Consider the following 25,963-nt stretch of genomic DNA (forward strand, 5'->3'; position numbering starts at 1 on the left):
ATCGAGTACAGATATGACCGATACACCAGTGAACCCTCAGCACGCACTGCACGCTGCAGGCTACCAGTTGGATCCGGAAAGCAGGGTGTGGTATTCGCCAGGCTTTGGCAGCATTGACTACAGTGACGGAGATGGCGCGGAAAACCTGCTGCTGGAAACATTGCGTGGCGCACGGGACGTCAGCGTGTTCTCGTCCGAACTCGCGGCTGCTTGCCGTGACTGGCCCTCGCGATACCACCTGTCCACCGAGCGTGCGAATCTGCTGAGGCCATTTGCATCATTCCTGGTGCCCGGTGCGCATGTCCTGGAAATCGGTGCAGGCTGTGGCGCGGTCACCCGTTACCTAGGCGAGACGGGGGCGGAAGTACTTGCACTTGAGGGTTCCCAGCGGCGCGCGACGATTGCCCGCGAGCGGACCCGAGACCTGCGGAACGTGCAGGTGCTTGCCGAGCGTTTCCAGGATCTCAAGCTGGCCGAACGCTTCGATGTGGTGACGCTCATCGGCGTGCTGGAATATGCCAGCCTGTTCTCCGACAGTGACAACCCTGCCGTGGACATGCTGCAGCGGGTCCGCGGACTGCTTAAGCCGGGCGGGCGCCTTATCCTGGCAATCGAGAACAAACTGGGTCTGAAGTACCTCGCCGGCGCTCCGGAAGATCATCTTGGCGTGCCAATGGTGGGCGTCGAGAACCGGTACCCGGAAAAAGGCCCCAGAACGTACGGGCGTATGGAGCTTGATGACCTGCTTGTGCAGGCCGGCTTTGCCGCGCGTGAGTTCCTGGTGCCGCTGCCTGACTATAAAGTGCCCGCCACCATCTTGTCCGGGCGTGCGCTCGCAGTGCCGCGTCAGCACTTTGATATCGCGCCACTGCTGTCACAGGCGGTTCGCCGGGACCCACAGTTGACGCCGACCACCTTCAACCTACAGCGAGTCTGGCCGCAGGTGTCCAGCAACGGGTTGTCGCTTGATCTGGCGAACTCCTTCCTGGTTGAAGCATCGGCCGAATCCATCGAAGCCCAGACCCCTGCAGTCCTTGCATGGCACTTCAGCACGCAGCGGGTGGCTCGTTTCGCCCGCCAGACGTGCTTCGTCGACGGGCCGAATGGCGTGCGCGTCGAATCGATGGCGCTGACCAACGAAACGATGAGCGATGCTGGGAACGTGAAGCTGGTTGTCTGTGACTCATCGGACTATCTGCAGGGCAACTTGGTGGTTGATGAGTGGCGCGCGCTGCTCACTAGCCCGGGTTGGCGGATGGAGCAAATGGTCGCTCTCGTAGCCGATTACGTTCAGGCGCTGCGCAACCTGCTGGAGCAACAGGGCACTTCAACGAGCCCGCAATGGCCGACTGCAGGGGACTTGCTTCCCGATGACTTTGTCGACGCGACGCCGTCCAATCTGATGCGCTCCGTGACGGGAGAGATCACCTATTTCGACCGCGAATGGTCAGTGCGGGCCCCGACGTTGGGCTGGTTGCTGACTCGCGCATTGTTGTTCACCTACGGCGGCACGCCCGTAGCCCCAATGGACGCCGATGCGCCAGCTTGTTCGGTTCGTGAGTGGCTGGCGCATCTGATTTCGCAGGTCCTCAATGATCCTGCGGGCGCTGCGGTCGTGGACGCGGCCATACTGGACGAGATCCATTTCCAGCTTGAAGCCACTGGCAAGGACCAGCGGGAAGCGCTGGAGGGTATGCTGGAGGCGCCCGTTCCCCGCCTTATGGCCGCAGCGGCCCTGACAGAGCCATCAAACGACGTGCTGGCCAAGCTTGACGGGCTGCAGCACTCGTTCAATCTGTCCTCGCAGCACATGATCAACATGTATGCCTCGCTGGCGGCGCTGCACGATGTAGTGGGTAGCATGCAAGCTGGGTTGAGTCCAGCCATGCAGGGCATCAGCGCGCAGGTCCAGCATATCTCCGCCGGTCAGCAGGCGTTGCATGCGCGACTGGTCGCAACCGACGACCGCGCGGAGGAATCCATGCGCCACTGGAGCGCAGAGCATCGCGCGCTTGCCGATGATCTCATCGGCAGCCTCCAGGACGAGCGTCGCCAAGAGGTCATGCGGAGCTTGGAGCAGACTGTGCAAAACCTGGTTCAATCGCAGAACGAGCTGCGTGATGCCGTGCAGCTGCTCATGGCTGACCGCAAGAGGAGCTGGTGGGGAGGGCGTCGGTGATACCGCACCGACGCAGACCTGCGAAATTCCGCTTCGATCCCAGGGCGCTTCACGATCTGGTGCTCGAGGATGGCTCGGTGTGGGTGGCAGGCGGTTCTGATCCGCAGTTCGTCCTGGACCATTGGGCTTTCCCGCTACAGCCAGGGTGGTACCGTGTCCAAGCTGACTTTGCTGAGATCGATGGACGGATCGAGCGACCGTGCCTGTACCCCGATTTTGGCGAGGGCATCAGCGAGGACACGCGGGTGGACTTGTTCCCTGACCTGGGGCGCGGGCGATTGGATCAGCTGGTTCACATAACGGCTCCTCTGATCGCACTGCGCTTCGATCCTTCGACTTGCCCGGCCAAGTTCCGCCTCGGCGGATTGACAGTGACCCCGGTGCAACCGCTGGAGGCGCGATGGCTGGCCATGGACGCGTTGCTGGCGCCGCAGCTGGAATACGACCCAGCATTGGCCGCATCGACGGCGGCCTGGGGCTATGGCAACCCGCCGGATGTGGCGCACATCGAAAGCGTGCTTGCGCGCACTCCGTTGGCACGTGAGACGGGGCGATCCGCCTACGGCTTGTGGTGTGATCGTCAGGACCGACTGCTGGACGCACTGGCGTCGGGCGTTGGTCGCGGCGCAGCACTGGATATGCCGTGGCTGACGTTGTTGGTGGAGGATCCTGCCAACGCATTCACTGAAGCCTCCCTGCTGCGCTTCGATAGTGCGGAGGTCCAGGTGATCAGGGTGGGGGGGCGTGCGCTGGCGGCGTGCCTGGGAGAGGCAAAAGGGCAGTGGATCGGTTGCCTGCGCAGCGGCGACCGCCTGCATCGACACCTGCCATCACTACTGGCCCAGGTTGCTCTGCGTTTCCCGGCAGCGCCAATTGCCTACACCGACGAGGACGTTTCCCTTGCTGATGGCGGGCGGGCGCAGCCGTGGCGAAAGCCTGCATTTGACCGCCTAAGATTCTTCGAACAGGACTATCTTGGCCAGTCGGCCTTTGTACGGCGCCAGGCGCTTTGCCCCGACGTCCTGCGGGTTGCTGACCAATCCGGGTGGTTCGGTGTGCTTGTCGAACTCTCCAACAGCACCGAGCACGAACGCCTGCCCGTGCATATCCCGCATGTTCTGCGGCATGTTGCAGCCGCGCCAGGACCGAACTGTGCGCCGATGATGGCTGCGGGCCACGCGGCCGCGGAAATGGCCGCGGTATGGCAGAGATTCTTCGAATCCCGCCGATGCCTGCATCGCGTGGAAGCAACGGCAGGTGGCAGTCTGAGGTATCTACCTCACGTATCGACATGGCCGTCGGTGGATATCATCATCCCCACAAGGGATCGCGTCGATCTGCTCAGGATGTGCCTCTCGACTCTGCTTGAGCGGACCGACTATCCCAGCCTCCATGTGCACGTAGTGGATAATGGCTCTGTGGAGCAGGAGACGCTCAGCTATCTGAACGAGATAGGTGGCGATGAGCGTGTATCCGTGCACCGCTATGATCTGCCCTTCAATTATTCGGCGATCAACAATTTTGCCGTCGGCAAAGGATGCGCTGAAGTTGTTGTCCTGCTCAACAACGATATCGAGATCATCGATGCGTCGTGGTTGAAGACGATGGTTGGGCTGGCGGTGCAGCCGGAGATCGGCGCAGTCGGCGCCAAGCTCCTCTATCCCGACGGTCACCTGCAACATGCGGGTGTCCTGTTGGGGATCGGCGGCGTGGCGGCGCATGCGTTCCCCCACGCTGCACCTCGCACACGCGCCGAATATGGTCGTGCCGAAGTGCTTCAGCACTATTCTGCTGTTACGGCGGCGTGCCTGGCGGTCCGCCGGCAGGTTTTCGATGCAGTTTCCGGCTTGGACGAGTCACTTGCCGTGGCCTTCAATGACGTTGATTTCTGCCTGCGGATCGGCGCTGCAGGATGGATCAATGCATGGACTCCCCATGCCGTTGCCGTCCATCACGAGTCGGCAAGCCGCGGCAGCGAGGATAACCCTGAAAAACAGGCGCGCTTTGCTGCAGAGGTAGTTACTATGCGTTCACGCTGGTTGGAAACACTCGAGTCAGATCCTGCCTACAGCCCGGGCGCGAGTCTATCCCCCCCCGGTTTTGGAACTGATCCGCTCCGCCATGCACAGCGTGTTGCGCGTGCCGCATTCGCGGCAACCCCCGTTTCGTCCCTGCCTGCTTGACAGGCAGAATTGCCAGAGAACGTATGTCGATCCTACCTTTGACCCTTCGACCCGCACATCAGATCCAGCTGCTCCAATCCCGGGAGCAGCTTGGAGACGTCTGGCATGCGTATGGCAGTGATCCCCAGTTCGAGCTCTCCTGGGAAGGCGGTGCACTTTTAGGCGGCTGGTATGCGTTCAGCGGCACGATAACGGTATTGCGCGGGCGGCTGCATGCACCACGGCTGTATCCGGCTTACGGCGAGGTGCTGGCCGAACATGATCGCGTCGAGCTTCCCTTTACTGCGCCTCAGGGCCAGCGGGTGCGGTTTGATGTAGTCATCCGCTTTGCTACCACGATGTCCCGCTTGCGCTTCGATCCCTCCGTGGCGCCGATGGATTTCGAGCTGAGCGACCTGCGCCTGCGCAGGCTTGGGCGCGTCGAAGCACTGCGCATGATGCTGCAGGCACTGGCGGCGGAACGCGAAACCGAGCTCAGCCGCATGCGCCTGTACGCCAGAACTACGCTGGACTTCCTGCGCTACGGGCGGCGGGGTATGGCCGAACGTCTGTACATGAAGTACGCAAACCGCAATTCGGCCGGTGAATTCTCCGACTATGAGGTCTGGCAGGAGTTCTACGATGCCCGTGGTGAGGCATTTGATGCGCAGGGCGCGACGTTGCTCGCTGCACTGAAATCCAAGCCGGTCGTTTCAATACTGGTACCCACCTACAACACGCCTGAAGAATGGTTGCGGCGTTGCATTGAAAGCGTGCGTGCTCAGGTTTACCCGCACTGGGAATTGTGTCTTGCCGATGATGCATCCACGGCCGAACATGTTGCGCGAGTCCTGCAGGAGTATGCCGCGCTGGATGCGCGCATCCGTTATGAGGTACGGCAGGAGAACGGCCACATCTCGGCCGCGTCCAATACTGCATTGCAGATGGCCAGTGGCGAGTATGTTGCCCTGCTGGATCATGACGACGAGCTTCACCCGATGGCACTGCTGGAGTGCATGCATGCATTCGAGGTAAACCCTGCATGGAAAATGCTGTTTACCGACGAGGATAAGATCGACAAACACGGTCGGCGCTCCGACCCCTACTTCAAGTCGGACTGGAACCCGGATCTTTTCCTTTCGCAGAACTGTGTCTGCCATCTGACCATCTGCCGCGCTGAATTGATACGGGCAGCCGGTGGTTTCACTCTAGGCCTGGAAGGCGCGCAGGACTGGGATCTGGTACTGCGCATGACCGAGCGTCTGTCAACGGCCGAAGTCGGCCATGTGCCCAAAGTACTCTATCACTGGCGGATGATCGAGGGCTCGACCGCGATGGCGCCGGGCGAGAAGTCCTATGCGCATCACGCTGCGCAGCGAAGCGTGCAGGGGCATCTGGATAGGATGGGGGGGGGGGCTAAAGTGCTGGAAATGCCGTCCTATAGTGGCTATTTCCGCATTGCCTATCCGCTGCCGGAGCCTGCGCCGCTGGTGACACTGCTGATTCCAACGCGCGATCGTATCGACCTGCTGAAGCAGTGCGTTGACTCGATCCTGAAGCTGACCACCTACCCGAATTTCGAGATTCTTGTCATTGACAATGATTCACAGGAGGCGGAATCGAAGGCGTACTTCGCTGAGATCCAACGTGATGGTCGGGTACGCGTGCTGCACTATCCACATCCGTTCAACTATTCGGCCATCAACAATGCAGGCGCGCGCCACGCGCGCGGTAGCGTGCTTGGGCTGCTGAACAACGATATCGAGGTGATCACCCCCGGTTGGCTCGAGGAAATGGTGTCCCACGCGCTGCGGGCGGAAATCGGCGTGGTCGGGGCGATGCTGTATTACCCCAATGACACGATTCAGCATGCAGGCGTCATCCTGGGAATTGGAGGCGTCGCCGGTCACTGCTACGTCGGCATGCCGCGTGGTTGGCCGGGTGACAAGCATCGCGGCGGACTGGTGCAGAGCCTGAGTGCTGTCACTGCCGCGTGCGCGGTGGTGCGCAGGGATGTGTTCGAACAGGTGTCTGGCCTGGATGAGGGGCTGGAAGTAGCGTTCAACGATGTTGATTTCTGCCTGCGCGTTCGCCAGGCGGGCTACCGCAATCTGTGGACGCCTTTCGCCGAGCTTTACCATCATGAGTCGGCGTCTCGTGGTTACGAGACGACCCCGTCCAAGATCGCGCGTTTCAAGCGTGAAGAGGCATTCATGAAGGAGCGCTGGGGCATGCAACTGCTCCAAGATCCCTATTACAACGTCAACCTGACGGTAGAATCGACGCCGTTTACGCTTTCTTACCCGCCGCGGGCTCCGGCGTACTGAGATAGGCTTATCGTCCCTTCTTTTCACAGAAGGGACATCAGACTAAAAGACTGGGCTAGAGTGGTCCTGTGCCAGGTCAGATTCACTGTGCTCTGCGTTTGATGGATCTATGAAGCGGGTTGCGCGGGACGCTGGCGATGTCATAGCCAAGGAACGCCAAAAGGAACTGCAGGCCCGTCGTCACTGCGACAATCGAAAGCATGATGGTTCCGACAGGAGTCGCTGTGTCAGCTGTGGACGATTGGTGCCAGTGATACATTCCGAACAGCAGGCCGAATGGCAGAAGAAGTCCGCTTGCTAGAAGTTCAAGCGCTGCGATCGGAAGGTCGCGCAGGAAATAGTTGTATCCGATCCGCTTGAGGAGGTTACGTGCATGCTTGAAGGCGAACTCGCCGACAACGCGACTAACCTTCAGATTGCTCTCTTCGTCGGCATAACGAGCATCCATTGGAACATCCTTAACCACAGCCCGCAGGGTGTTCAACCTGAAGAGAAGGTCTGTTTCAAAGAAGTAGCGTCGACTTATGGAGTTCATCGGCAGATGGCTGGCCACATTTGCGTGAATGGCCGTGTAGCCATTAGTCGGATCGAAGATGTCCCAATAGCCGGAAGACGCTTTCGCCATGAATGAAAGGCCGAGGTTTCCAATTCGGCGAAGCAACGGCATCTGGCGGATCTGCGAGAGTTCCCAGAACCTATTGCCTTTAGTGTAGTCCGCCTCCCCCGCAATGATTGGTGCGATGAAATCGGGGAGCAGGGAGGGGTCCATCTGTCCATCCCCATCGATCTTGACGATGATATCCATCTGATCTGCGATTGCAGCGCGATAGCCTGTCATTACGGCGCCGCCGACGCCTTGATTCTCACTGTGCTTCAGTATCACGACCCGAGAATCAGTGGTAGCCGTCTGGATGTAATTGCCGCTCTCTTCCGGGCAGGCGTCGTCCACACAGTAGATTCGCTCCACGCGTTGGTCGATAGCAGCAATGACTCCCAGAACGTGTCGTTTAACTTTGTAGCACGGGATTACAACTGCGACGCGCATTGCGACATTGGGGTGCTCGGGCAGGATCATGGTCATTCTGGACTCTATTGAAGTGGTTGAGCTGCAAGCCGCGTACAGGCCGTATCGCCGTTCGGGAATCGGACCGTGGAGATACTTCCAGTACTTTCTTCTACCAGAATGCACAACTCGGTCTGGTTTGCTTCCGGCTGTACGGAGAGGGTCAAGCGTATTCCTGAGTTCAGGAGCCTAGGATCGACTGCAGTGGCCACGTCGGGACGCGCGATGATGGCCAGTGAGGCGCTTGTTGCCTGGGATGAGGTCCATATGCGAATCTTCGTGCCACTGTTCGAAGCGGCCTTGATCCAACCCTGTAATGTGACTGAGTGGTTCTCCCACGGGCTTACCGAATCCACATGGCCGATGGGCAAGCTCGGGTCGGCTGTGACTGGTCTGTTGGCAACGATCTCAATGACTGGGACATCGCCGCCAACTTCCGCCCGTCCCAGCATCGCCGCCATTGGTACTTCCACATGGTCAGCGCCGATAATCTGTGGTCTGGGCCCGTCGCCTACCGAGATATGAGCATAACGGTTGAAAACCAGATTGAACTCCTCCTCCGGCATGTTGGGGAAGTGTTTCCGGAAGTAGGCGAACTGGGGGTAGTAAAGGACATGGTTGACGGCGGGAATTCCTGCGCCAGCGATGAGTGCACCGAAGTGGCCGCGGGCGACCCATGTGCCGTGTGCATCTTGCTCAGCACCTGACTGCCTGAGGAATCCTTCAATCCTGTCCTTGTTCATCGCGAAGATCGGTTTGGCCGACTGTAAGGGATTGAACAAGCCGTAGCTGACAATGTTACCGAGCAGCGCAACGAGAAGGACGCCGTGCAGACGTTTGGAGGGATGTTGCACGATCCGCGCGCCGACGATCAGAAGCAGCAGACAGAAATAGGGCACTGCGTCCATCCAGCTGAAAAGACCGTGCATGCCATTTGGAGCATAGACAAGCTTGGTGACGCTGCCCATGAGCGTAAATAGTCCCAGTATCAGGAACCTGGTAGCTGACAGCGTGACGCCACATCTGGCGAGGACGACCGCACTTGCGATATTCAGGAGCAACCCGAAGCCGAGCAAGGCGCGTGCAGGTGGCACCATGAAAAGACCCGTGATCTTTCCGATGGCCGGTGAGACTGGGAGGAATATCCAGCCTCCCAGAAAAACAAGCCCAGAAACAAGTATCAGGATACTGCCCTGATTCTGGGCAACCCAGAGCTTGAACACATCGCGCTTTATGAGTGTTGCTGCGTAGAGAGGGAGAAGCGTCGACAGCACGGCGATCTCGCAGGCATTGCTGTTGGCGAAGGTGTCCAACGGCTCGTAGCGATGGGTCGTGATCGACGGCGTGAGGTGGGCAAGCAATTTCGCCCACTCCACGCCTCCTCCCGTACTCTCCCGGCGACCTGGATAGATGGTGTTCTGCATCACGTCTATCAAGGCATGGAAATAACCGATAAAGAGAGCGAGTGCGAGTGTGCCGGCAACGCTCGCGTCAAAGAGCCGGCTCCAGCTGAGCTTGTCGCGTCGGAAGGTCAACACGAGCAACGCCATGGCGAACGTTGCGCTGTATAGAAACGGAGGGTAAGCGCATGAAAGCATCCAGACGGCGAGCGCATATGCGCTTGCTGCAATGCGCAGAATGCGTCTGTCGAAGTACAGCCAGGCAACGGCGACCCAAGGAGCTAAAGCAAACGCCCCTGCATTGCTTGTCCACCATACCTGTACAAACGGGGAGAAATAGAGCGCGGTGGCGATCAGCACCGAGGCGCAAGCAGGTGCGCGCAGTAGGCGCAGAAACAATGACCAGCCAACGAGGAACCCCATCGACATGGACAAGAAGTAAAGCGAATAGGCATTGGCTGGAGGCAGGAACAGGAAGCCCCAGTGGTAAGGCTTGAACAGCATTCCCCAGTCCAGAATGGGCAAAGCTTGGAAAGATCGTAACGTTTCATGATAAGGAGAATGGGAGTTGACCGTATCAAGCCCATTGGCTACCGCGATCTGGACATAGGGGGTGTAAACCATCCACTCATCTGAGCGGATGCCACGTGGGATGCCCAGCAGTAACCCTTCTGGTTCAAGTCCCAGAAGGCCGAAGGCTGCGCCATACGAAGATGGTGTGATCGCTAGACCCACGTAGAGCACGCAGGCTAGGGCGACCGCGACTACCGACCATTGGCGCAGGATTCTTCCGATGCGCCCCGCATGGGCCATGGGGGTGTCATCAAAGATTGATGGCAAATGCGTCACGGGTCGTGTCCTTGCGTGGTTGGCCGACGCACGCGTCGGAAGCCAACAAGTTTACCGGCTCCTGAACCGGATGAGTGCCCTGCGCGCCGCAGAGTCTACGTCTACGAAGCTCTCCCCGTCCTCCCAGGTTTGAGGCACTATCGGTGGACTCCCGGTGCGAAATCTCCGGCCGCATCCTCGTGCCGCCGGATTCAGTTCTCTACGGCATCATCAACTGCACGGAAAACGATCCGGGAGAAAATTACATAGTTCCAGATGGCGATCATGCACATGACAAGGAGCTTCGCCAGCAGCGGTGGCAGCGAAGCTGGCCCGGCGAGGACCCAGATCATGGCATTTCCAAGCACGAGGTTGACCGCAGCCAGCACGCTGTACTTGAGCAGGTCGTGCCACCACCTGCCCTTGCTGTTGAACACCCATATGCGGTTCAACCCGAAGCTGACAACGAAGCCTGCTAGAAAACTCACAGTCTGGCTCAGGACGAGGTGGCCAGGCACCAGTGAAGAGTACAGAAGTGCGAAAGCAAAGTACTCCGTTGCTGCAGCGGAGCCGCCAGACAATAGAAACCGTATCGGACGAGAAGCCAATGTCAGTGCCTTGAAGGTGAAAGGGTGGGGCCGACGCGGGCCCCACCTCGGATCTATAGCACGTCCTGGTTAAAGCGCGCGTTCCAGCTCCGGCAGGATCGCAAACAGATCCCCCACCAGACCGATATCGGCAATCTCAAAGATCGGCGAATCCGGATCCTTGTTGATCGCCACGATCGTGCCGGCATCCTTGATGCCGGTCAGATGCTGGATCGCACCGCTGATACCCACGGCCACATACAGCTCCGGGGCGATGATCTTGCCGGTCTGGCCCACCTGCAGGTCGCTGGGCACGTAGCCGGCATCGACCGCGGCACGCGAGGCACCGACGGCGGCACCGAGCTTGTCGGCCAGCTGGAAGATCACCTTGAAGTTCTCTTCCGAACCGACGCCACGGCCACCGGAGACCACGCGCTTGGCGCTCTGCAGGTCCGGGCGGTCGCTGGCACCCGCGGCGAGGCCGACGAAGCGGGTGTGGGTCGGCAGGACAGCATCGACGCTGGCCGCTTCAATGGCGGCGCTGCCGCCTTGGGCCGCTTCCGGCCACGACGCGGCACGCACGGTGGCGACCACGATCTGGTCGGCCGGGGCTTCCACGGTGATGATCGCGTTGCCGGCGTAGATCGGACGCTTGAAGGTGTGGCTGCCTTCGACGGTCATCAGGTCGGAGACCTGGTTGACGCCGAGCAGGGCGGCCACGCACGGCATCAGGTCCTTGCCGAAGGTGGTCGATGGGCCGAACACGTGGGTGTAGCCCTTGGCCAGCTGCGCGATCTGCGGCGCCAGCACCTGCGCGATGGGCTGCGCGTTGGCAGCGTTGGCCACGGTGAGGACCTTGGCGACGCCGGTGATCTTCGCGGCCTCGGCGGCAACGGCGGCCGGGTCGGCGGCCAGCACCAGCACGTCGATGCTGGCACCGCTGATGGCGGCAGCAGCGCTGACGGTTTTGGCGGTGGCGGCGTTGAGCTTGCCGTCGTGGTGTTCGGCGATGACGAGAATCTTGCTCATTACAGCAGCCCCTTCTGCTTGAGTGCGGCCACCAGTTCGGCCGCGTCCTTGACCATCACACCCTTGCTGCGCTTGGACGGTGCAGCGTATTGGGTGGTCTTGAAGGTATCGGCGGCTTCAACGCCGAGGTCGGCCAGCTGCAGGGTCTCCAGCGGCTTGGCCTTGGCCTTCATGATGTCCGGCAGCTTGATGAAGCGCGGCTCGTTCAGGCGCAGGTCGGTGGTGACCACCGCCGGCAGGTCCACTTCCAGCGTTTCCAGACCGGCGTCGACTTCGCGGGTCACGGTGGCCTTGCCGTCGGCAATGTCCAGCTTGCTGGCGAAGGTCGCCTGCGGACGGCCCCACAGCGTAGCCAGCATCTGGCCGGTCTGGTTGGCGTCGTCGTCGATGGCCTGCTTGCCGAGGATCACCAGGTCCGGCTGTTCCTTCTCGATCAGCTTGAGCAGGGTGCGGGCGGCGGTCAGCGGCTGGATGGCCTGGTCGGTGACCACATGGACCGCGCGGTTGGCGCCCATGGCCAGGCCGTTGCGCAGGTGCGCCTGGGCGTCGGCCGGAGCAATGGTGGCGACCACGACTTCGCTGGCGATGCCCTTGTCGCGCAGGCGCAGGGCTTCTTCCAGCGCGATTTCATCGAAGGGGTTGGGGGACAGCTTGACGCCGTCGGTGACCACGCCGGAACCGTCCGGCTTGACCTGAATGCGGACGTTGTAGTCCACCACGCGCTTGTACGCGACGAGGATTTTCATCTGGTACGGGGTCCTTCAATAACGGGGAAAACGTCCGGTCCTGCAACAGCGACCGGTTCGGGGGTGGGATCCCGATTCTAGCTGGCTTGAGACGACCATGCGAATGCGTATGGTTATGCTGCAATGCGGCATGGCTCGCGTGAATCCAGTGCGTCGTTCACGTCACGCAGGCAGTCGTGAAGACGAACCACATGTATCCTGTGCTGCTGTGCTGGGTGCTTCATGGCGCCCTTTGGATGAATTTAGATCAGGAGAACAGGTAGTGCCCACATGGCTTGTCACCGGCGGTGCCGGATTCATTGGCGGTAACTTCGTTCTCGAGGCCGTCGCACGCGGCGTCAAGGTCGTCAATCTCGACGCCCTGACCTATGCCGGCAATCTGAAGACCCTGTCCAGCCTGGACGGCAACCCGAACCACGTGTTCGTGCAGGGTGACATCGGCGACAGCGCCCTGGTCACCCGCCTGCTGGCCGAACACCAGCCCGACGCCGTACTGAATTTCGCCGCTGAGAGCCACGTGGACCGTTCCATCGACGGCCCGGGTGCGTTCATCCAGACCAACGTGGTGGGCACCCTGGGCCTGCTGGAAGCGGTCCGTGACTACTGGAAGGCGCTGCCGGCCGAACAGGGCGCGGCCTTCCGCTTCCTGCACGTGTCCACCGACGAGGTGTACGGCACCCTGGGCGAGACCGGCAAGTTCAGTGAAACCACGCCGTACGCCCCGAATTCCCCGTATTCGGCGTCGAAGGCCGCTTCGGACCACCTGGTGCGTGCGTTCCACCACACCTACGGGCTGCCGGTGCTGACCACCAACTGCTCCAACAACTACGGCCCGTATCACTTCCCAGAGAAGCTGATCCCGCTGGTGATCGCCAAGGCGCTGGCCGGCGAGCCGCTGCCGGTGTACGGCGATGGCAAGCAGGTGCGTGACTGGCTGTTCGTGTCCGACCATTGCGAAGCGATCCGCACCGTACTGGCCAAGGGCCAGGTCGGCGAGACCTACAACGTCGGCGGCAATTCGGAAAAGCAGAACATCGAAGTGGTGCAGGCCATCTGCGCACTGCTGGACCAGCGCCGCCCGCGTGCGGATGGCCAGCCGCGCAGCAGCCAGATCACCTATGTCACTGACCGCCCCGGCCATGATCGCCGCTATGCGATCGATGCGTCCAAGCTGAAGAACGATCTGGGCTGGGAACCGGCCTACACCTTCGAGCAGGGCATCGCCTTTACCGTCGACTGGTACCTGGACAACCAGGACTGGGTCAACGGCGTGCTGGACGGCAGCTACCGTCTGCAGCGCATCGGCACTGCGGCCTGAACCCTGGAGACGACATGACGCAGCGTAAAGGCATCATCCTCGCCGGCGGCTCCGGCACCCGGCTGTATCCGATCACCAAGGGCGTCAGCAAGCAGCTGCTGCCGGTGTACGACAAGCCGATGATCTACTACCCGCTCAGCGTGCTGATGCTGGCGGGCATCCGCGAAGTTCTGATCATCAACACCCCGCACGAGCAGGCGCTGTTCCAGCAGCTGCTGGGCGACGGCTCGCAGTGGGGTATGGACATCCAGTACGCGGTGCAGCCGAGTCCGGACGGCCTCGCCCAGGCCTACCTGATCGGCCGCGACTTCGTCGCCGGCAAGCCGAGCTGCCTGGTGCTGGGCGACAACATCTTCCACGGCCACGGCCTGCGCGAAGTGCTGCGCAACGCCGACCAGCGAGAGCAGGGCGCGACCGTATTCGGTTACTGGGTCAACGACCCGGAACGTTACGGAGTAGCCGAGTTCGACAAGGACGGCAAGGTCATCGATCTGGTCGAGAAGCCGGAGAATCCGCGTTCGAACTACGCGGTCACCGGCCTGTACTTCTACGATGGCAATGCCAGCGACTATGCGGCCGAGCTCAAGCCGTCGCCGCGTGGCGAGCTGGAGATCACCGATCTGAACCAGCGCTACCTGCGCGAGGGCCACCTGCACCTGGAGGCCCTCGGCCGTGGCTACGCTTGGCTCGATACCGGCACGCACCAGTCGCTGCTGGAGGCCTCCAATTTCATCGAGACCATCCAGACCCGCCAGGGCCTGCAGGTCTGCTGCCCGGAAGAAATCGCGTTCGGCAAGGGCTGGATCAACGCCGAGCAGCTGGAAGCACTGGCTGCGCCGCTGATCAAGAATGGCTACGGCCAGTACCTGCACAAGCTTGCCCTGCGTGGAGTCGTTCCGTGAAAGTGATTGAAACCAAGTTGCCCGGTTGCGTGGTGATCGAGCCGGCGGTGTTTGGCGATGCCCGCGGCTATTTCTTCGAAACCTGGAATGCCGAGCGCTTCGCCGCGCTGGGCCTGCCCGATCGCTTCGTGCAGAGCAACGTGTCGACGTCCGCGCAGGGCGTACTGCGCGGACTGCATTACCAGTGGCCGCGCCCCCAGGGCAAGCTGGTCAGCGTGCTCGAAGGCGAGGTCTACGATGTGGCCGTCGACATCCGTCGCGGCTCGCCGACCTTCGGCCAGTGGGACGCGGTGGTGCTGAGCGCGGAGAACAAGAAGCAGTTCTGGATTCCGGAGGGCTTCGCGCACGGCTTCGCTGTGCTGTCCGAGCGTGCGGTGTTCAGCTACCTGTGCACCGAGGTTTACCTCAAGGACTTCGATGCCGGCGTGCGCTGGAACGATGCGGACATCGCCGTGGACTGGCCGGTCAGTGCCCCGACCTTGTCGGCCAAGGACGAGAACGCGCCATTCCTGAAGGACATTGCTGAAGACCGCCTGCCGGTCTACGTGCCATGACCGTGCTGGTGTTCGGTGGCAATGGCCAGGTCGGCCAAGAGCTGCTGCGCGCGCTGGTGCCGCTGGGCAAGGTGGTCGCGACTACCCGCAGCGGCCAGCTGCCGGACGGCAGTGCATGCGAAACGGCCGACTTCGGCCAGCCCGACAGCCTGCCGGCACTGCTGGATCGCGTGCAGCCGTCGCTGGTGGTCAATGCGGCCGCCTACACCGCCGTTGACCGCGCAGAGCAGGACGCTGATGCGACCTTCGCTGCCAACGCGCAGGCGCCGGGCGCAATCGCGCGCTGGTGCGCGGCCCACGGCGTGCCGTTCGTACACTATTCGACCGACTACGTGTTCGATGGCCAGGGCAGCGCGCCCTATCGCGAGGACGAGCCGACCGCACCGCTGGGCGTGTATGGCACCAGCAAGCGCGATGGCGAGGACGCGGTGCGTGCGGCCGGTGGCCGCCATCTGATTTTCCGCACGGCGTGGGTGTATGCCTCGCACGGCGCGAATTTCCTGCGCACCATGCTGCGCGTCGGGGCCGAGCGCGATGCGTTGCGGGTGGTGGCCGACCAGGTCGGCACGCCGACGCCTGCCGCGCTGATCGCCGATGTCACCCTGCAGGCGTTGCAGCATCCCGGGCAGCTGTCCGGGACCTGGCACCTGACCGCCAGCGGCCAGACCAGCTGGCATGGTTTTGCCGAGGCGATCTTCGCCGAAGCGTTGGCTACCGGCGTGTTGGCCAAGGTGCCGACGGTCGAGGCGATTCCCAGCTCCGAGTATCCGACCCCGGCCAAGCGTCCAGCCTGGTCGGTGCTGGACAACCGCAAGCTGCAGCAGGATTTCGGCATCGTGCTGCCAACCTGGCAGGACGGCCTGAAGCGGGTGATGGCGGAGCTGGCCTGATGGCCGTAGCGCCGGGCCGTGCCCGGCGATGCCGCGCGGCCGGGCCGATCAGGAACGGGTCAGAGCCCGCTGCGCAGCAACGGGATCCGACCCCGGGCAAACCTCAACTGCGCCCGTAGGTATCCTCGAAGCGCACGATGTCATCCTCGCCGAGGTAGCTGCCGGACTGCACCTCGATCAGTTCCAGCGGCAGCTTGCCCGGGTTGCGCAGGCGGTGGGTCACGCCCAGCGGAATGTAGGTGCTCTGGTTCTCGCTGAGCAGGATCACTTCATCGCCACGGGTCACCTCGGCGGTGCCGCTGACCACGATCCAGTGCTCGGCGCGATGGTGGTGCATCTGCAGGCTGAGCGTGCCACCGGGCTTGACCGTGATGCGCTTGACCTGGAAGCGCTCGCCGTTGTCGATCGAATCGTAGGCGCCCCACGGGCGATAGACCTTGCGATGCCAGGTGGCCTCGCTGCGGCCTTCGGCCTTCAGCTGTGCCACCACGGTCTTGACCTCCTGCATGCGGTCGGCTTTGCCGACCAGTACGGCATCGTCGGTCTCGACCACGATCACGTCATCGAGGCCGACCATGGCCACCAGGCGCTGGCCGTAGGCATAGGTATTGCGGCAGTCGATGGCGATCACGTCGCCCTGGTGGGCATTGCCGTCGCCGTCCTGCTGCGAGACATCGCGCAGCGCAGTCCACGAACCGACATCGTTCCAGCCCGCATTCAGTGGAATTACCACCGCATCGGCGGTCTTCTCCATCACCGCGTAGTCGATCGAATCGGACGGAACGGCGGTGAAGGCGTCCTTGTCCAGGCGGGTGAAGTCGGCATCGCGGCGCGCCTGCTGCCAGGCCTGGCGGCTGCCAGCCAGCATCGCGGGCTGGAAGCGTTCCAGTTCCTGCAGGTAGCGCGAGGCCTTGAACAGGAACATGCCACTGTTCCAGTAATACTGGCCGCTGCTCACATAGCCGGTCGCGGTATCCAGGTCGGGCTTCTCGACGAAGCGCTCGACCGCACGCAGGCCCTGGCCATCGGCGGCCTTGATGTAGCCGTAGCCGGTTTCCGGGCCGGTCGGCACGATGCCGAAGGTGACCAGCTTGCCGGCTTCGGCGGCACCGGCGGCGGCCTGAACCGCTGCGCGGAACGCCGCCTCGTCGGTGATCACGTGGTCGGAGGGCAGCACCAGCAGCAGCGCATCGGCGCCGTCGCGGGTGGCTTCCAGCGCGGCCACCGCGATCGCCGGGGCCGTGTTGCGACCGATCGGCTCGAGGATGATCGCGGCCGGCTCGGCGCCAACCTGCTGCAGCTGCTCTGCGGCGACGAAACGGTGCTCTTCGTTGGCGATCACCAGCGGCCCGCGCGCGGCGATCGGCGCGACACGCTTCCAGGTGGCCTGCAGCATCGTCAGTTCACCCGCCAAGGGCAGGAACTGCTTCGGATACGCCTCGCGCGACAGTGGCCACAGGCGGGTACCGGATCCACCGGACAGGATGACGGGCTGGATGCTGCTCATGCGTTCCTCGGTTACTGCTGGATGAGGCGGGAGATGTCGTCGGTGCGCGCCTGCATCAGCGCGGCATCGCCCCGGGCTTCAACATTCAGGCGCAGCAGCGGCTCGGTGTTGGAGCTGCGCAGGTTGAAGCGCCAGTCGCCGAAGTCGGCACTGATGCCATCGGTGTGGTCCAGCGTGGGCGACTGCGCCGCGAAGTGCTCCATCACGCGTGCGACGGCGGCCTTGGCATCGCTGACCTTGAAATTGATCTCGCCGCTGCACGGGTAGGCAGCCATGCGGTCTTCGACCCAGTCGGCCAGCGAGCGCCCGCTTTCGGAGACCAGCTGGGCGATCAGCAGCCACGGGATCATGCCGGAGTCTGCATAGGCGAACTCGCGGAAATAGTGGTGGGCGCTCATCTCGCCGCCGTACACCGCGTCCTCGGCGCGCATCTTTTCCTTGATGAAGGCGTGGCCGCTCTTGCACTGCACCGGTACGCCGCCGGCCTGCTCGACCATGTCCACGGTGTTCCAGACCAGGCGCGGGTCATGCACGACCTTGCCGCCGGGGGTGCGCGCCAGGATTGCCTTGGCCAGCAGGCCGACCAGGTAGTAGCCCTCGATGAAGCGGCCGGTGTGGTCGAAGAAGAAGCAACGGTCGAAGTCACCATCCCAGGCAATGCCGAAATCGGCGCCGTGTTCGCGCACCGCGTCGGCAGTGGCGGCGCGGTTCTCCGGCAGCAGCGGGTTGGGAATGCCGTTGGGGAAGCTGCCGTCCGGTTCGTGGCAGATGCGGATGAATTCGAACGGCAGGTGCGGTGCCAGCAGGTCGACGATGGCACCGGCGCCGCCGTTGCCGGCGTTGACCACCAGCTTCAGTGGGCGCAGCTTGCCAGCATCGACATAGCTCAGCAGATGCTGGATATACGCGCTCTTGTCGTGCCGGGCGCTCTGCGCGGCACGCGGCGGTTGCGCCTCGGACGTGTCGGCGGCGACCGCATCGGAAATCGCGAACAGGCCGGTATCGGAGCTGATCGGCCGCGCGTTCTCCTTGACCAGCTTCATGCCGTTGTAGTCCATCGGGTTGTGGCTGGCGGTGACCATCACGCCGCCGGCCGCGCCCAGATGGTCGGTCTGGAAATAGACTTCTTCCGTGCCGCACAGTCCGATGTCGATCACCTCGCGCCCGGTACCGCGCAGGCCTGCGGCCAATGCATCCTGCAGCGCGGGGCTGGTCAGGCGCACATCATGGCCGAGGACCACTGGACCGGGAGCGAGCTGCGCGGCCAAGGCGACGCCGATGCGGCGGGCCAGATCTTCGTTCAGTTCTTCCGGCACGCGGCCGCGGATGTCATAGGCCTTGAAGGCGGGCAGGGGCATTGATCGGATCCTGGATGAGGTCAGCGCCGTAGTTTACGGCCACGGATGTGTGGGAACCGTTTTCCGGAAACGACGCCCCGGGAGCAGTCATCGGAACGACAGGTACTTGTGGCCGAAGTAGCTGGACACCACCGGCACCGCCACACCTACCACGTGGGCGATTTCCAGGCGCAGCAGGTCCACGCCCAGCCATGGCAGCAGGTGGTAGGCCAGGACGATGGAAACCAGCCAGGTCTGGGCCACCGCGAACAGGTTGACCAGCACGAAGTAGAACGCCGAGTGGTGCAGGGGGCGTGTGCTGCCGGAAAACACCAACCAGCGGGTCAGCACGAAGGCGGTAACCATGCCGGTGAGGTAGGCGGCGATGATCGCCGGGGTGAACGGCATCCAGTGGCTGTACAGCATGCGCGACAGGATGTTGGCCAGCGCAGCGATGCCGCCGGCCAGCAGGAACAGCAGGAACGGGCGGGACAGGGTCACGCCACCGCCTCGCGGGCCATGGCGCGTCCGAAGCCGATGCTCTCGGAGATGCCGCGGTCTTCGGGGTAGTAGTGCGAGGTATCGGCCACCCACAGTCCTTCCACCGGCAGCCGGCGCGGCGGCAGCCGGTCCAGGAAGCCCGGTTCGCAGATTGGCTGCGCGTGGCGGTAGCGGCTGACTCGCACGTCGATGAAGTCATCTGAGCCCAGCTGCGGATTGATCATGCACAGGTAGCGGCGCACCTTGTCGGCGAACACCTCGTCGCTGTCGCCATAGCGCTCGTGCTCGCCGGGCATGTAGAACGGCACGTAGACGATATGCGCATCCATCGGGCGCAGGTTGGTGTATTCGACGATGCCGGGGATGTCCATGTCCGGGTCGTTGGTGTTGACCCAGAAATTGGCCGAAACCGGCCTGCGCAGCTTGGCGATCACGCAGACCACGGCGATGTTGTTCAGTGCGCGGAACTTCGCCAGGATGGCTTCGGGCAGGTCCGGTGCCAGGCGTGGCACGAACGGCAGCGGCACCGTGGAAATGACCTTGTCGAAGGCCAGGTGCTCGCCGCCGACCTGGACGCCGCGCACGCGGCCTTCCTCGATCACGATGCGTTGCACCGGGCAGGACAGCCGTACCTCGCCACCATGGCGCTGGATGTCTGCATGCAGGGCATCGAGCAGAGTGGATGAACCGCCTTCCAGATACCCGAGCTTTTCGCGCATCAGGCTGTAACGGGAGCGCCCGATGCGTCGGATCCGGCTCCAGATCCAGGCCGCGGACAGGTTGCCGGCATAGTCGTAGAACTTGTAGTCGAACAACCGGCGCCATAGCGTTTCATAGGCTTCGGCGCCGACCCAGCGGCGGATCCAGGAAGAAGCTTCAACGTGGTCCAGCGGGCGCCAGTCGTTGCGACGCGTGCACAGGAAAGCGTGTAGGCCGTAACGGATCTTGGCCATCAGCCCCAGGCCTCTGAAGCGCAGCAGGGCGATCGGGTTGCCCCAGGCCTGCAGGCGCTTGCCGAACCAGTAGCCCATGCGGGTCTCGGTCCAGCGCATGCGTTCACTCAGCCCCAACTCGTCGAGTACGGCCAGGAAATCGTGATCGGAGGTGCAATGGAAGTGGTAGTAGCGTTCGATCGGCATGCCGTCGAAGTCGAAGCTCGCGGTCATTCCGCCAACGCGGTCATCGGCTTCGAACACCACGGGCTGATGGCCGTCGCGGGCCAGCTGGTAGGCCACGGCAAGGCCCATCGGGCCGGCGCCGAGAACGGTGATGCGCTCGTTCATGATCAGAACTCCAGGGCGATGTCGCCGTACTCGGGGTCGTTGAAGGTGGCGTCGATGGCCTGCGCGAAGGGCGTCGGCCGTACGTTGAAGATCGAAGGCCAGTCGATGACTTCGAACTCATCATGGGCCACCAGCGCCTGCAGCTGCGCCGCGGTGAACGGTGGGTCGCGGTCGAACAGCGCCCAGGTCCTCAGCAGCAGGTGGAACAGGCAATAGGGGATGTGCAGCAGCAGGGTGCGGGCACGCGTGCTGCGCTTGATCTGGCGGATGATATCGATGTAATCGACCTTCTCCAGGCCGGTGATGTTGTAGCGCTGACCCGCAATGCGCGAGCGCAGGCAGCTGGCGATGATGGTGGCGAAATCGCCGGCATACAGTGGCTGGCGCATGTAGCGACCATCGCCGGGAATCGGGAATACCGGAACCCTGCGCATGAAGCGCGACAGCCATCCCAGGTGCTTGCGGTCGAACCAGCCGAACATCAGGGTCGGGCGCAGGATGACCGATGGAATGCCGCGCGCGGCGACCCGTTGCTCCTGCTCACGCTTGGTGCGGGTGTAGTCGTCATCGGCCACCGAACAGACCACCGAGGAGCTGACGTGCACCGTGTAGGGGACGGCGTGGCGCTCGATGGCATCCAGGATGAGGTCGGTGGCCGTGATGTTGTTGCGCACGAATGGCAGAGGATCGGTGCCGCCGATCTGCGCCTGCAGCATCACCACGGCGTCGGCACCGGCGAAATGGCGCTCCCAGGCGCCCGGCTCTGCCAGGTCGGCGTGTTCGGTCACCACGTCTGGATGCATGCGTGCCAGCACCGCGAGATTGGCGGCGTGCTTGTCGATCACCACCAGCCGGCGGTAGCCCTGGCGCCTGAGGATGGCGACCAGGTTCTGGCCGACCAGGCCGGCACCACCGGGAATGATGATCTTCTGCTCCAGCTCGGAGCCCATTGCAGCGCTCACAGCGAGATCCTGTTGAAGAGGGTCTGCGGTAGCAGGCGGATCACCGTCATGATCAATCGCCAGAAGCCCGGGGCATACAGCACCGGGGTGCCGCGGCCGATGCCGGCGACGATGCGGCGCGCGATCTGGTCCGGCGTTGCCCACAATGGGCCCTTGCGCAGGTGGGCCGTCATCGGCGTGTCGACGAACCCCGGACGGATGTCGACCACCGCCACGCCCTGCTTCGCCAGGCGCTGGCGCAGGCCACTAAGGTAGGTGCTGACCGCGGCCTTGGCGGCGCCGTAGACGTAGTTGCTCTGGCGGCCGCGGTCACCGGCCACCGAAGTGATCACCGCCAGCGCACCGCTGCCAGCGTCAGCCAGGCGATTGGCAACAGGCCCCAGCAGGGCCAGGGTGGAGGTGCCATTGGTGGCGAACTCGGTCATGCAGGTCTCCACCGAGGCTTCGCAGGCTGCCTGGTCGGGCAGCGTACCATGTGCAATCAGCACCACATCCACCCGTCCCAGCGCCTGCCAAGCCTGCGCCAGCAGCTCGGCGTGAGCGGCCAGATCGTTGATGTCCATCGAATAAGTGTGCGTGGCGCGTGCACCACGCACGCGCAGGTCGTCGGCGATGGCGGCCAGCCTGTCGGCGCGGCGCCCAGCCAGGAACAGCCCCGCGCCGCGTGCGGCATAGCGCCGGGCAACGGCTTCGGCAATCGCGGACGTGGCGCCGACGATGAGGACGTTCTGCATGCTTACTCCGTGACCCGGCGCCAGAAGCCGGACGAGAAACGTGGATCGATGAATCGGCTGAAGTCCTGCCAGCGCGGGTACGCCTGCTGGAACGAGGCGGCAGTCATCCGCGCATCCTTGGCCGGGTACTGGGCACCGCCGGCGGCATCGACGATCTGGTCCAGGCGCCGCAGCAGGGCCCACAGTGCCTCGCCGGTATTGGGGAAGTCCAGGGCCAGGGTGGTACCCGGCCGCGGAAAGGACAACATGCCAAGGGACGGCCGCGTGCCGAACTGCTTGAGCACCGCCAGGAACGAACCCTGGCCACTGCGGGCGATTTCCTGCAGCAGGGCGGGAACTCCATCCGCGGCCGCGTGCGGTGGCAGCACGCACTGGTACTGCACGAAGCCAGCCGGACCATACATCCGGTTCCACTGGCTGATGCCATCAAGCGGATAGAAAAAGGGCAACAGGTGTGAGACGTGGCGCCGGCGTTGCGCCGGCTGGCGCCAGTAATGGAGCGTATTGAACGGGCGCAGAGTGAGCCGGTTGACCAGTGATATCGGTGGTATCAGCGGCATCGACCACTGCCGCCGGGGCGTGGCTGGACGTTCGTCGGCCGGCTGCGCGGCATGGTTGGCACGGGTGAAATGCCCGCGGCCGAGGGCGCGGGCACGTGCCAGGCAGTCGATCCAGGCCACGCTGTACTCGTGGCTTTCGCTGCTGTCCTGTGACAGCGCGAAGAAGTCGGCCAGGCCGGAGAACCGGATGTTCTCCACCTCCAGGCTGCTGCCCGGCACGCGGCGCAGCTGCAGCTCGGCATGCGTGATCAGCCCGGTCAGGCCGAGCCCACCCAGGGTGGCTTCAAACCAGCCGTCGTCATCGCCAGGACGGCACGCGCGGCGTTCGCCGTTGCTGCGCAGCAGCTCGAAGGACAGCACGTGGTGGCCGAAGCTGCCGGCCAGATGATGATTCTTGCCATGCACATCATTGCCGATCGCACCGCCTACGGTGACGTGACGCGTGCCTGGGGTAACCGGCAGGAACCAGCCCTGCGGCAGAACGAGCGCGATGATCTCACCCAGGGTGACGCCAGCTTCGCAGTGCAGCCGTCCGCTGGCCGGGTCAAAGGCGATGAAGCGGTCCAGATCGCGACATTCCAGCAGGGTGGCCCCCGGATTCTGGCAGCTGTCGCCATAGCTGCGTCCGTTACCATGCGGCAACGCAGTGCCCTCGAAGGTTGGCAGCGTGGCGAGCCGATCGTGCACCCTGATCAGCGACTGTGGCGCGCGCGGATACCGCCCCCAGGAATGCGCGTCGGCCCGCATCAGATCGCCACCAGGGCAAACCCGGCGCACAGCACGGCCACCACCTGGCTGGGCCGATCCGTGGCGGCAAACACGATCGGGTCATCGTGCATGTTGCCGCGATGGGCGATCACCCAGGCGCGGCTTACCCAGTACAGCAGGACCGGGCAGATGAACCACAGCAGCTTCGGGTTGCGGTACAGCTCCACGCTATCGGGGCTGTTGATGTACAGCGCCATCACCAGGACGGCGCTGTAGCCGGCGGCAGCGCCCAGCGACTGCAGCAGCGGCAGGTCTTCCACGCCGTAGCCACGGCCGTTGGCGCGGGTCTTGCCACGTGCCAGCACCGCGTGCAGTTCGGTATAGCGCTTGAGCAGGGCCAGCGAGAGGAAAATGAACATGCTGAAGGCCAGCAGCCAGAACGACAGTTCTGCCCCGATGGCCACCGTGCCGCCGATGATGCGCAGGGTGTAGAGGCTGGCCAGCAGCACCACGTCGAGCATGACGATGCGCTTCAGGCGCAGCGAATAGGCGACGGTCAGCACGTAGTAGCCTGCCAGCACTGCGGCGAATGCCGGGCCGCAGGCAAGTGCTACGGCCAGCCCGCACAGCGTCAGCAGCGGGCCCGCAACCAGGCCGTGCAGCAGCGGCAAGCGGCCGGCAGCAAAAGGGCGATGGCGCTTGCGCGGATGGCGGCGATCTGCATCAAGGTCGAGCAGGTCGTTGAGTACATAGACGCCGGAGGCGCACAGGCTGAAGGCCGCAAAGGCCAGCAGCGCATCGGCCACTGCCGGTGCTTCCAGGAAGCGGTGGGCGGTCAACAGGGGCACGAACACCAGCAGGTTCTTCAGCCACTGGTGCGGACGCAGCGCCTTCAACCACGCCTGCGGCCTGGACGGTGCAGGCCAGTGCCCCAGTACCCGCGTGCATTGCGCTGCGGCGCCCGCCAGTGCACTGCCGTTGTTGACCACCCAGGCGCCTGCGGCGCGGGCCCAGACCGCCAGGTCGACCGTGCCATTGCCGGCGTAGTCGAAACCGCGCTCGCCGAAGGCATCCACCAGGGCCTGTGCCTTGTGCGTGCCGGACAGGTTGCGCTGGCCGTCGCTGGCAATGACCTGTTCAAACAGGCCCAGATATGCGGTGATCGGCGCAACCAGCAACTGGTCGGAGGCGGTGCACAGCACCCGAGGGCGTTGCGGTGTGTCGCGCAACAGTTGCAGTACCTTTGGGTTGTACGGCAGGTGGCATGGATCGACGGTGGCGCGTGCAGCGATCTGCCGCTTCAGTGCGGCCTTGCCCTGCAGCAGCCAGAACGGCAGAAGGAACAAGTACAACGGATTGCGCGCCAACAGCACCAGCAGCGATTCATACAGAAGGTCCGTGTCCAGCAGCGTGCCATCCAGGTCCACGCACAGGGCGCGGTCATGGGCTGCAGGAGATGGGGCAGGAGGCGCTGGGGGCATCGTTCGCGGGCTGACGCGGCGGGGTCGTCCATTGTATCCGCGTTGGGGCATGGGCCAGAAAGCGGCATCCCCGCCCCGGGCCGCTGCGTCATCGTGGTTTGCTGCGCCGCAAACCCGTCGGATGCAGGCCTGCGGCTAGAATGCGCTTATCCATTCGCAGGGTACTACAGCAATGCAGCAATCGACTTCCGGCGGAAAGCGCGGCAAGCGCTACGCCAGTGCGGCGGAGGCCCTGCAGGGGCTGGTCGCCGATGGCCAGACCCTGGCCGTGGGTGGCTTTGGCTTGTGTGGCATTCCCGAGGCGCTGATCGCTGCGCTGCGCGACAGCGGCGCCAAAGGCCTGACCGTGATCTCCAACAATGCTGGCGTCGATGGCTTCGGCCTGGGCCAGCTGCTGGAAACGCGGCAGATCAAGAAGATGATCTCGTCCTACGTGGGCGAGAACAAGGAGTTCGAACGCCAGTTCCTGGCCGGCGAGCTCGAATTGGAATTCAATCCGCAGGGCACCCTGGCCGAGCGCCTGCGTGCCGGCGGCGCGGGCATCCCTGCGTTCTTCACTGCCACCGGCTATGGCACGGTGGTGGCCGAGGGCAAGGAGACCCGCGAGTTCGAAGGCAAGCACTACGTGATGGAAACCGCGTTGCGCGCCGACGTGGCACTGGTCAAGGCCTGGAAGGCCGACGAGGCTGGCAACCTGGTGTTCCGCAAGACCGCACGCAACTTCAACCCGGCCTGTGCGATGGCCGGCAAGGTCTGCATCGTGGAGGTTGAAGAGGTCGTGCCGGTCGGCGCCATCGACCCGGATCAGGTGCACCTGCCGGGCATCTATGTGCACCGCATCGTGCACAACCCGCGTCCTGAGAAGCGAATCGAACAGCGCACCATCCGCGCGGAGGGCAACTGAC

Annotated in this window: 21 protein-coding genes; 8 read left to right on the top strand and 13 right to left on the bottom strand. The window is 63.4% G+C overall.

What is annotated here, in order from left to right; genetic code table 11:
• The first annotated feature begins 13 nt into the window (after positions 1-13).
• Genes PEM_RS01000 through PEM_RS01010 form a run of 3 tightly spaced genes read left to right on the top strand, consistent with a single transcriptional unit; the run spans position 14 to position 6,668 of the window.
• Positions 14-2,179, top strand: a complete 2,166-nt coding sequence (locus PEM_RS01000) for a class I SAM-dependent methyltransferase (protein ID WP_162911565.1) — start codon at positions 14-16, stop codon at positions 2,177-2,179.
• 59 nt (positions 2,180-2,238) lie between these two features.
• Positions 2,239-4,362 (top strand): glycosyltransferase family 2 protein, encoded by a 2,124-nt coding sequence (locus tag PEM_RS01005; protein ID WP_146256610.1) that lies wholly within the window; start codon positions 2,239-2,241, stop codon positions 4,360-4,362.
• A gap of 23 nt (positions 4,363-4,385) precedes the next feature.
• Positions 4,386-6,668: a glycosyltransferase family 2 protein gene (locus PEM_RS01010; protein ID WP_111126847.1), complete on the top strand. Its 2,283-nt coding sequence runs from the start codon at positions 4,386-4,388 to the stop codon at positions 6,666-6,668.
• Positions 6,669-6,750: 82 nt separating this feature from the next.
• On the opposite strand, the gene PEM_RS01015 is transcribed toward PEM_RS01010, so the two are convergent.
• The 5 genes from PEM_RS01015 to PEM_RS01035 all read right to left on the bottom strand — a co-directional run bounded on the left by PEM_RS01015 (position 6,751) and on the right by PEM_RS01035 (position 12,321).
• Positions 6,751-7,749, bottom strand: coding sequence for a glycosyltransferase family 2 protein (locus PEM_RS01015; protein WP_238378398.1), 999 nt, complete (start codon positions 7,747-7,749; stop codon positions 6,751-6,753).
• An 8-nt stretch (positions 7,750-7,757) separates the two neighbouring features.
• Positions 7,758-9,980 carry a hypothetical protein gene (locus PEM_RS01020; protein ID WP_146256611.1) on the bottom strand — a complete coding sequence of 741 codons (2,223 nt, stop codon included), beginning with the start codon at positions 9,978-9,980 and terminating at the stop codon, positions 7,758-7,760.
• A 191-nt stretch (positions 9,981-10,171) separates the two neighbouring features.
• On the bottom strand, positions 10,172-10,567 hold the full coding sequence (locus PEM_RS01025) for a GtrA family protein (protein WP_162911566.1): 396 nt from the start codon (positions 10,565-10,567) through the stop codon (positions 10,172-10,174).
• A gap of 69 nt (positions 10,568-10,636) precedes the next feature.
• Positions 10,637-11,575, bottom strand: coding sequence for an electron transfer flavoprotein subunit alpha/FixB family protein (locus tag PEM_RS01030; protein WP_111126840.1), 939 nt, complete (start codon positions 11,573-11,575; stop codon positions 10,637-10,639).
• Positions 11,575-12,321 (bottom strand): electron transfer flavoprotein subunit beta/FixA family protein, encoded by a 747-nt coding sequence (locus tag PEM_RS01035; RefSeq protein ID WP_014035896.1) that lies wholly within the window; start codon positions 12,319-12,321, stop codon positions 11,575-11,577. Before PEM_RS01035 ends, PEM_RS01030 begins: the two co-directional genes overlap by 1 nt.
• A gap of 262 nt (positions 12,322-12,583) precedes the next feature.
• Between PEM_RS01035 and rfbB the strand changes: the two genes are divergently transcribed.
• The 4 genes from rfbB to rfbD are packed head-to-tail and all read left to right on the top strand — an operon-like array spanning position 12,584 to position 15,985.
• A complete protein-coding gene (gene rfbB / locus PEM_RS01040) occupies positions 12,584-13,639 on the top strand; it encodes a dTDP-glucose 4,6-dehydratase (protein WP_111126838.1) in 1,056 nt (351 codons plus the stop codon).
• 14 nt (positions 13,640-13,653) lie between these two features.
• Positions 13,654-14,541 carry a glucose-1-phosphate thymidylyltransferase RfbA gene (gene rfbA / locus PEM_RS01045; protein WP_014645856.1) on the top strand — a complete coding sequence of 296 codons (888 nt, stop codon included), beginning with the start codon at positions 13,654-13,656 and terminating at the stop codon, positions 14,539-14,541.
• Positions 14,538-15,095: a dTDP-4-dehydrorhamnose 3,5-epimerase gene (gene rfbC, locus PEM_RS01050; protein ID WP_111126836.1), complete on the top strand. Its 558-nt coding sequence runs from the start codon at positions 14,538-14,540 to the stop codon at positions 15,093-15,095. Before rfbA ends, rfbC begins: the two co-directional genes overlap by 4 nt.
• Positions 15,092-15,985, top strand: a complete 894-nt coding sequence (rfbD, locus tag PEM_RS01055) for a dTDP-4-dehydrorhamnose reductase (RefSeq protein WP_095378659.1) — start codon at positions 15,092-15,094, stop codon at positions 15,983-15,985. The genes rfbC and rfbD overlap by 4 nt, the downstream gene beginning before the upstream one ends.
• A 103-nt stretch (positions 15,986-16,088) precedes the next feature.
• Here rfbD and PEM_RS01060 read toward each other — a convergent pair whose 3' ends face one another.
• From PEM_RS01060 to PEM_RS01095, 8 genes are all read right to left on the bottom strand, one after another.
• A complete protein-coding gene (locus PEM_RS01060) occupies positions 16,089-17,492 on the bottom strand; it encodes a mannose-1-phosphate guanylyltransferase/mannose-6-phosphate isomerase (RefSeq protein WP_111126834.1) in 1,404 nt (467 codons plus the stop codon).
• A gap of 11 nt (positions 17,493-17,503) precedes the next feature.
• Complete coding sequence (locus tag PEM_RS01065) at positions 17,504-18,850, bottom strand: phosphomannomutase (protein ID WP_111126832.1); 1,347 nt, start codon at positions 18,848-18,850, stop codon at positions 17,504-17,506.
• Positions 18,851-18,937: 87 nt separating this feature from the next.
• Positions 18,938-19,330 carry a GtrA family protein gene (locus PEM_RS01070; protein ID WP_111126830.1) on the bottom strand — a complete coding sequence of 131 codons (393 nt, stop codon included), beginning with the start codon at positions 19,328-19,330 and terminating at the stop codon, positions 18,938-18,940.
• Positions 19,327-20,613 carry an NAD(P)/FAD-dependent oxidoreductase gene (locus PEM_RS01075; protein WP_119706058.1) on the bottom strand — a complete coding sequence of 429 codons (1,287 nt, stop codon included), beginning with the start codon at positions 20,611-20,613 and terminating at the stop codon, positions 19,327-19,329. Before PEM_RS01075 ends, PEM_RS01070 begins: the two co-directional genes overlap by 4 nt.
• Before the next feature lie 2 nt (positions 20,614-20,615).
• Positions 20,616-21,563 (bottom strand): NAD-dependent epimerase/dehydratase family protein, encoded by a 948-nt coding sequence (locus tag PEM_RS01080; RefSeq protein ID WP_181453246.1) that lies wholly within the window; start codon positions 21,561-21,563, stop codon positions 20,616-20,618.
• 8 nt (positions 21,564-21,571) lie between these two features.
• Positions 21,572-22,309: an SDR family oxidoreductase gene (locus tag PEM_RS01085; protein WP_111126826.1), complete on the bottom strand. Its 738-nt coding sequence runs from the start codon at positions 22,307-22,309 to the stop codon at positions 21,572-21,574.
• Positions 22,310-22,311: 2 nt separating this feature from the next.
• Complete coding sequence (locus tag PEM_RS01090; RefSeq protein ID WP_111126824.1) at positions 22,312-23,616, bottom strand: FAD-binding oxidoreductase; 1,305 nt, start codon at positions 23,614-23,616, stop codon at positions 22,312-22,314.
• Positions 23,616-25,058, bottom strand: coding sequence for a UbiA family prenyltransferase (locus PEM_RS01095; protein ID WP_111126822.1), 1,443 nt, complete (start codon positions 25,056-25,058; stop codon positions 23,616-23,618). Before PEM_RS01095 ends, PEM_RS01090 begins: the two co-directional genes overlap by 1 nt.
• Positions 25,059-25,230: 172 nt before the next feature.
• Here PEM_RS01095 and PEM_RS01100 point away from each other — a divergent pair, with 172 nt between their 5' ends.
• Positions 25,231-25,962, top strand: a complete 732-nt coding sequence (locus tag PEM_RS01100; protein WP_111126820.1) for a CoA transferase subunit A — start codon at positions 25,231-25,233, stop codon at positions 25,960-25,962.
• Position 25,963: the final 1 nt, after the last annotated feature.

Origin of the sequence: Stenotrophomonas sp. Pemsol (assembly GCF_003586545.1) — a bacterium.
Lineage (GTDB): Bacteria > Pseudomonadota > Gammaproteobacteria > Xanthomonadales > Xanthomonadaceae > Stenotrophomonas > Stenotrophomonas sepilia.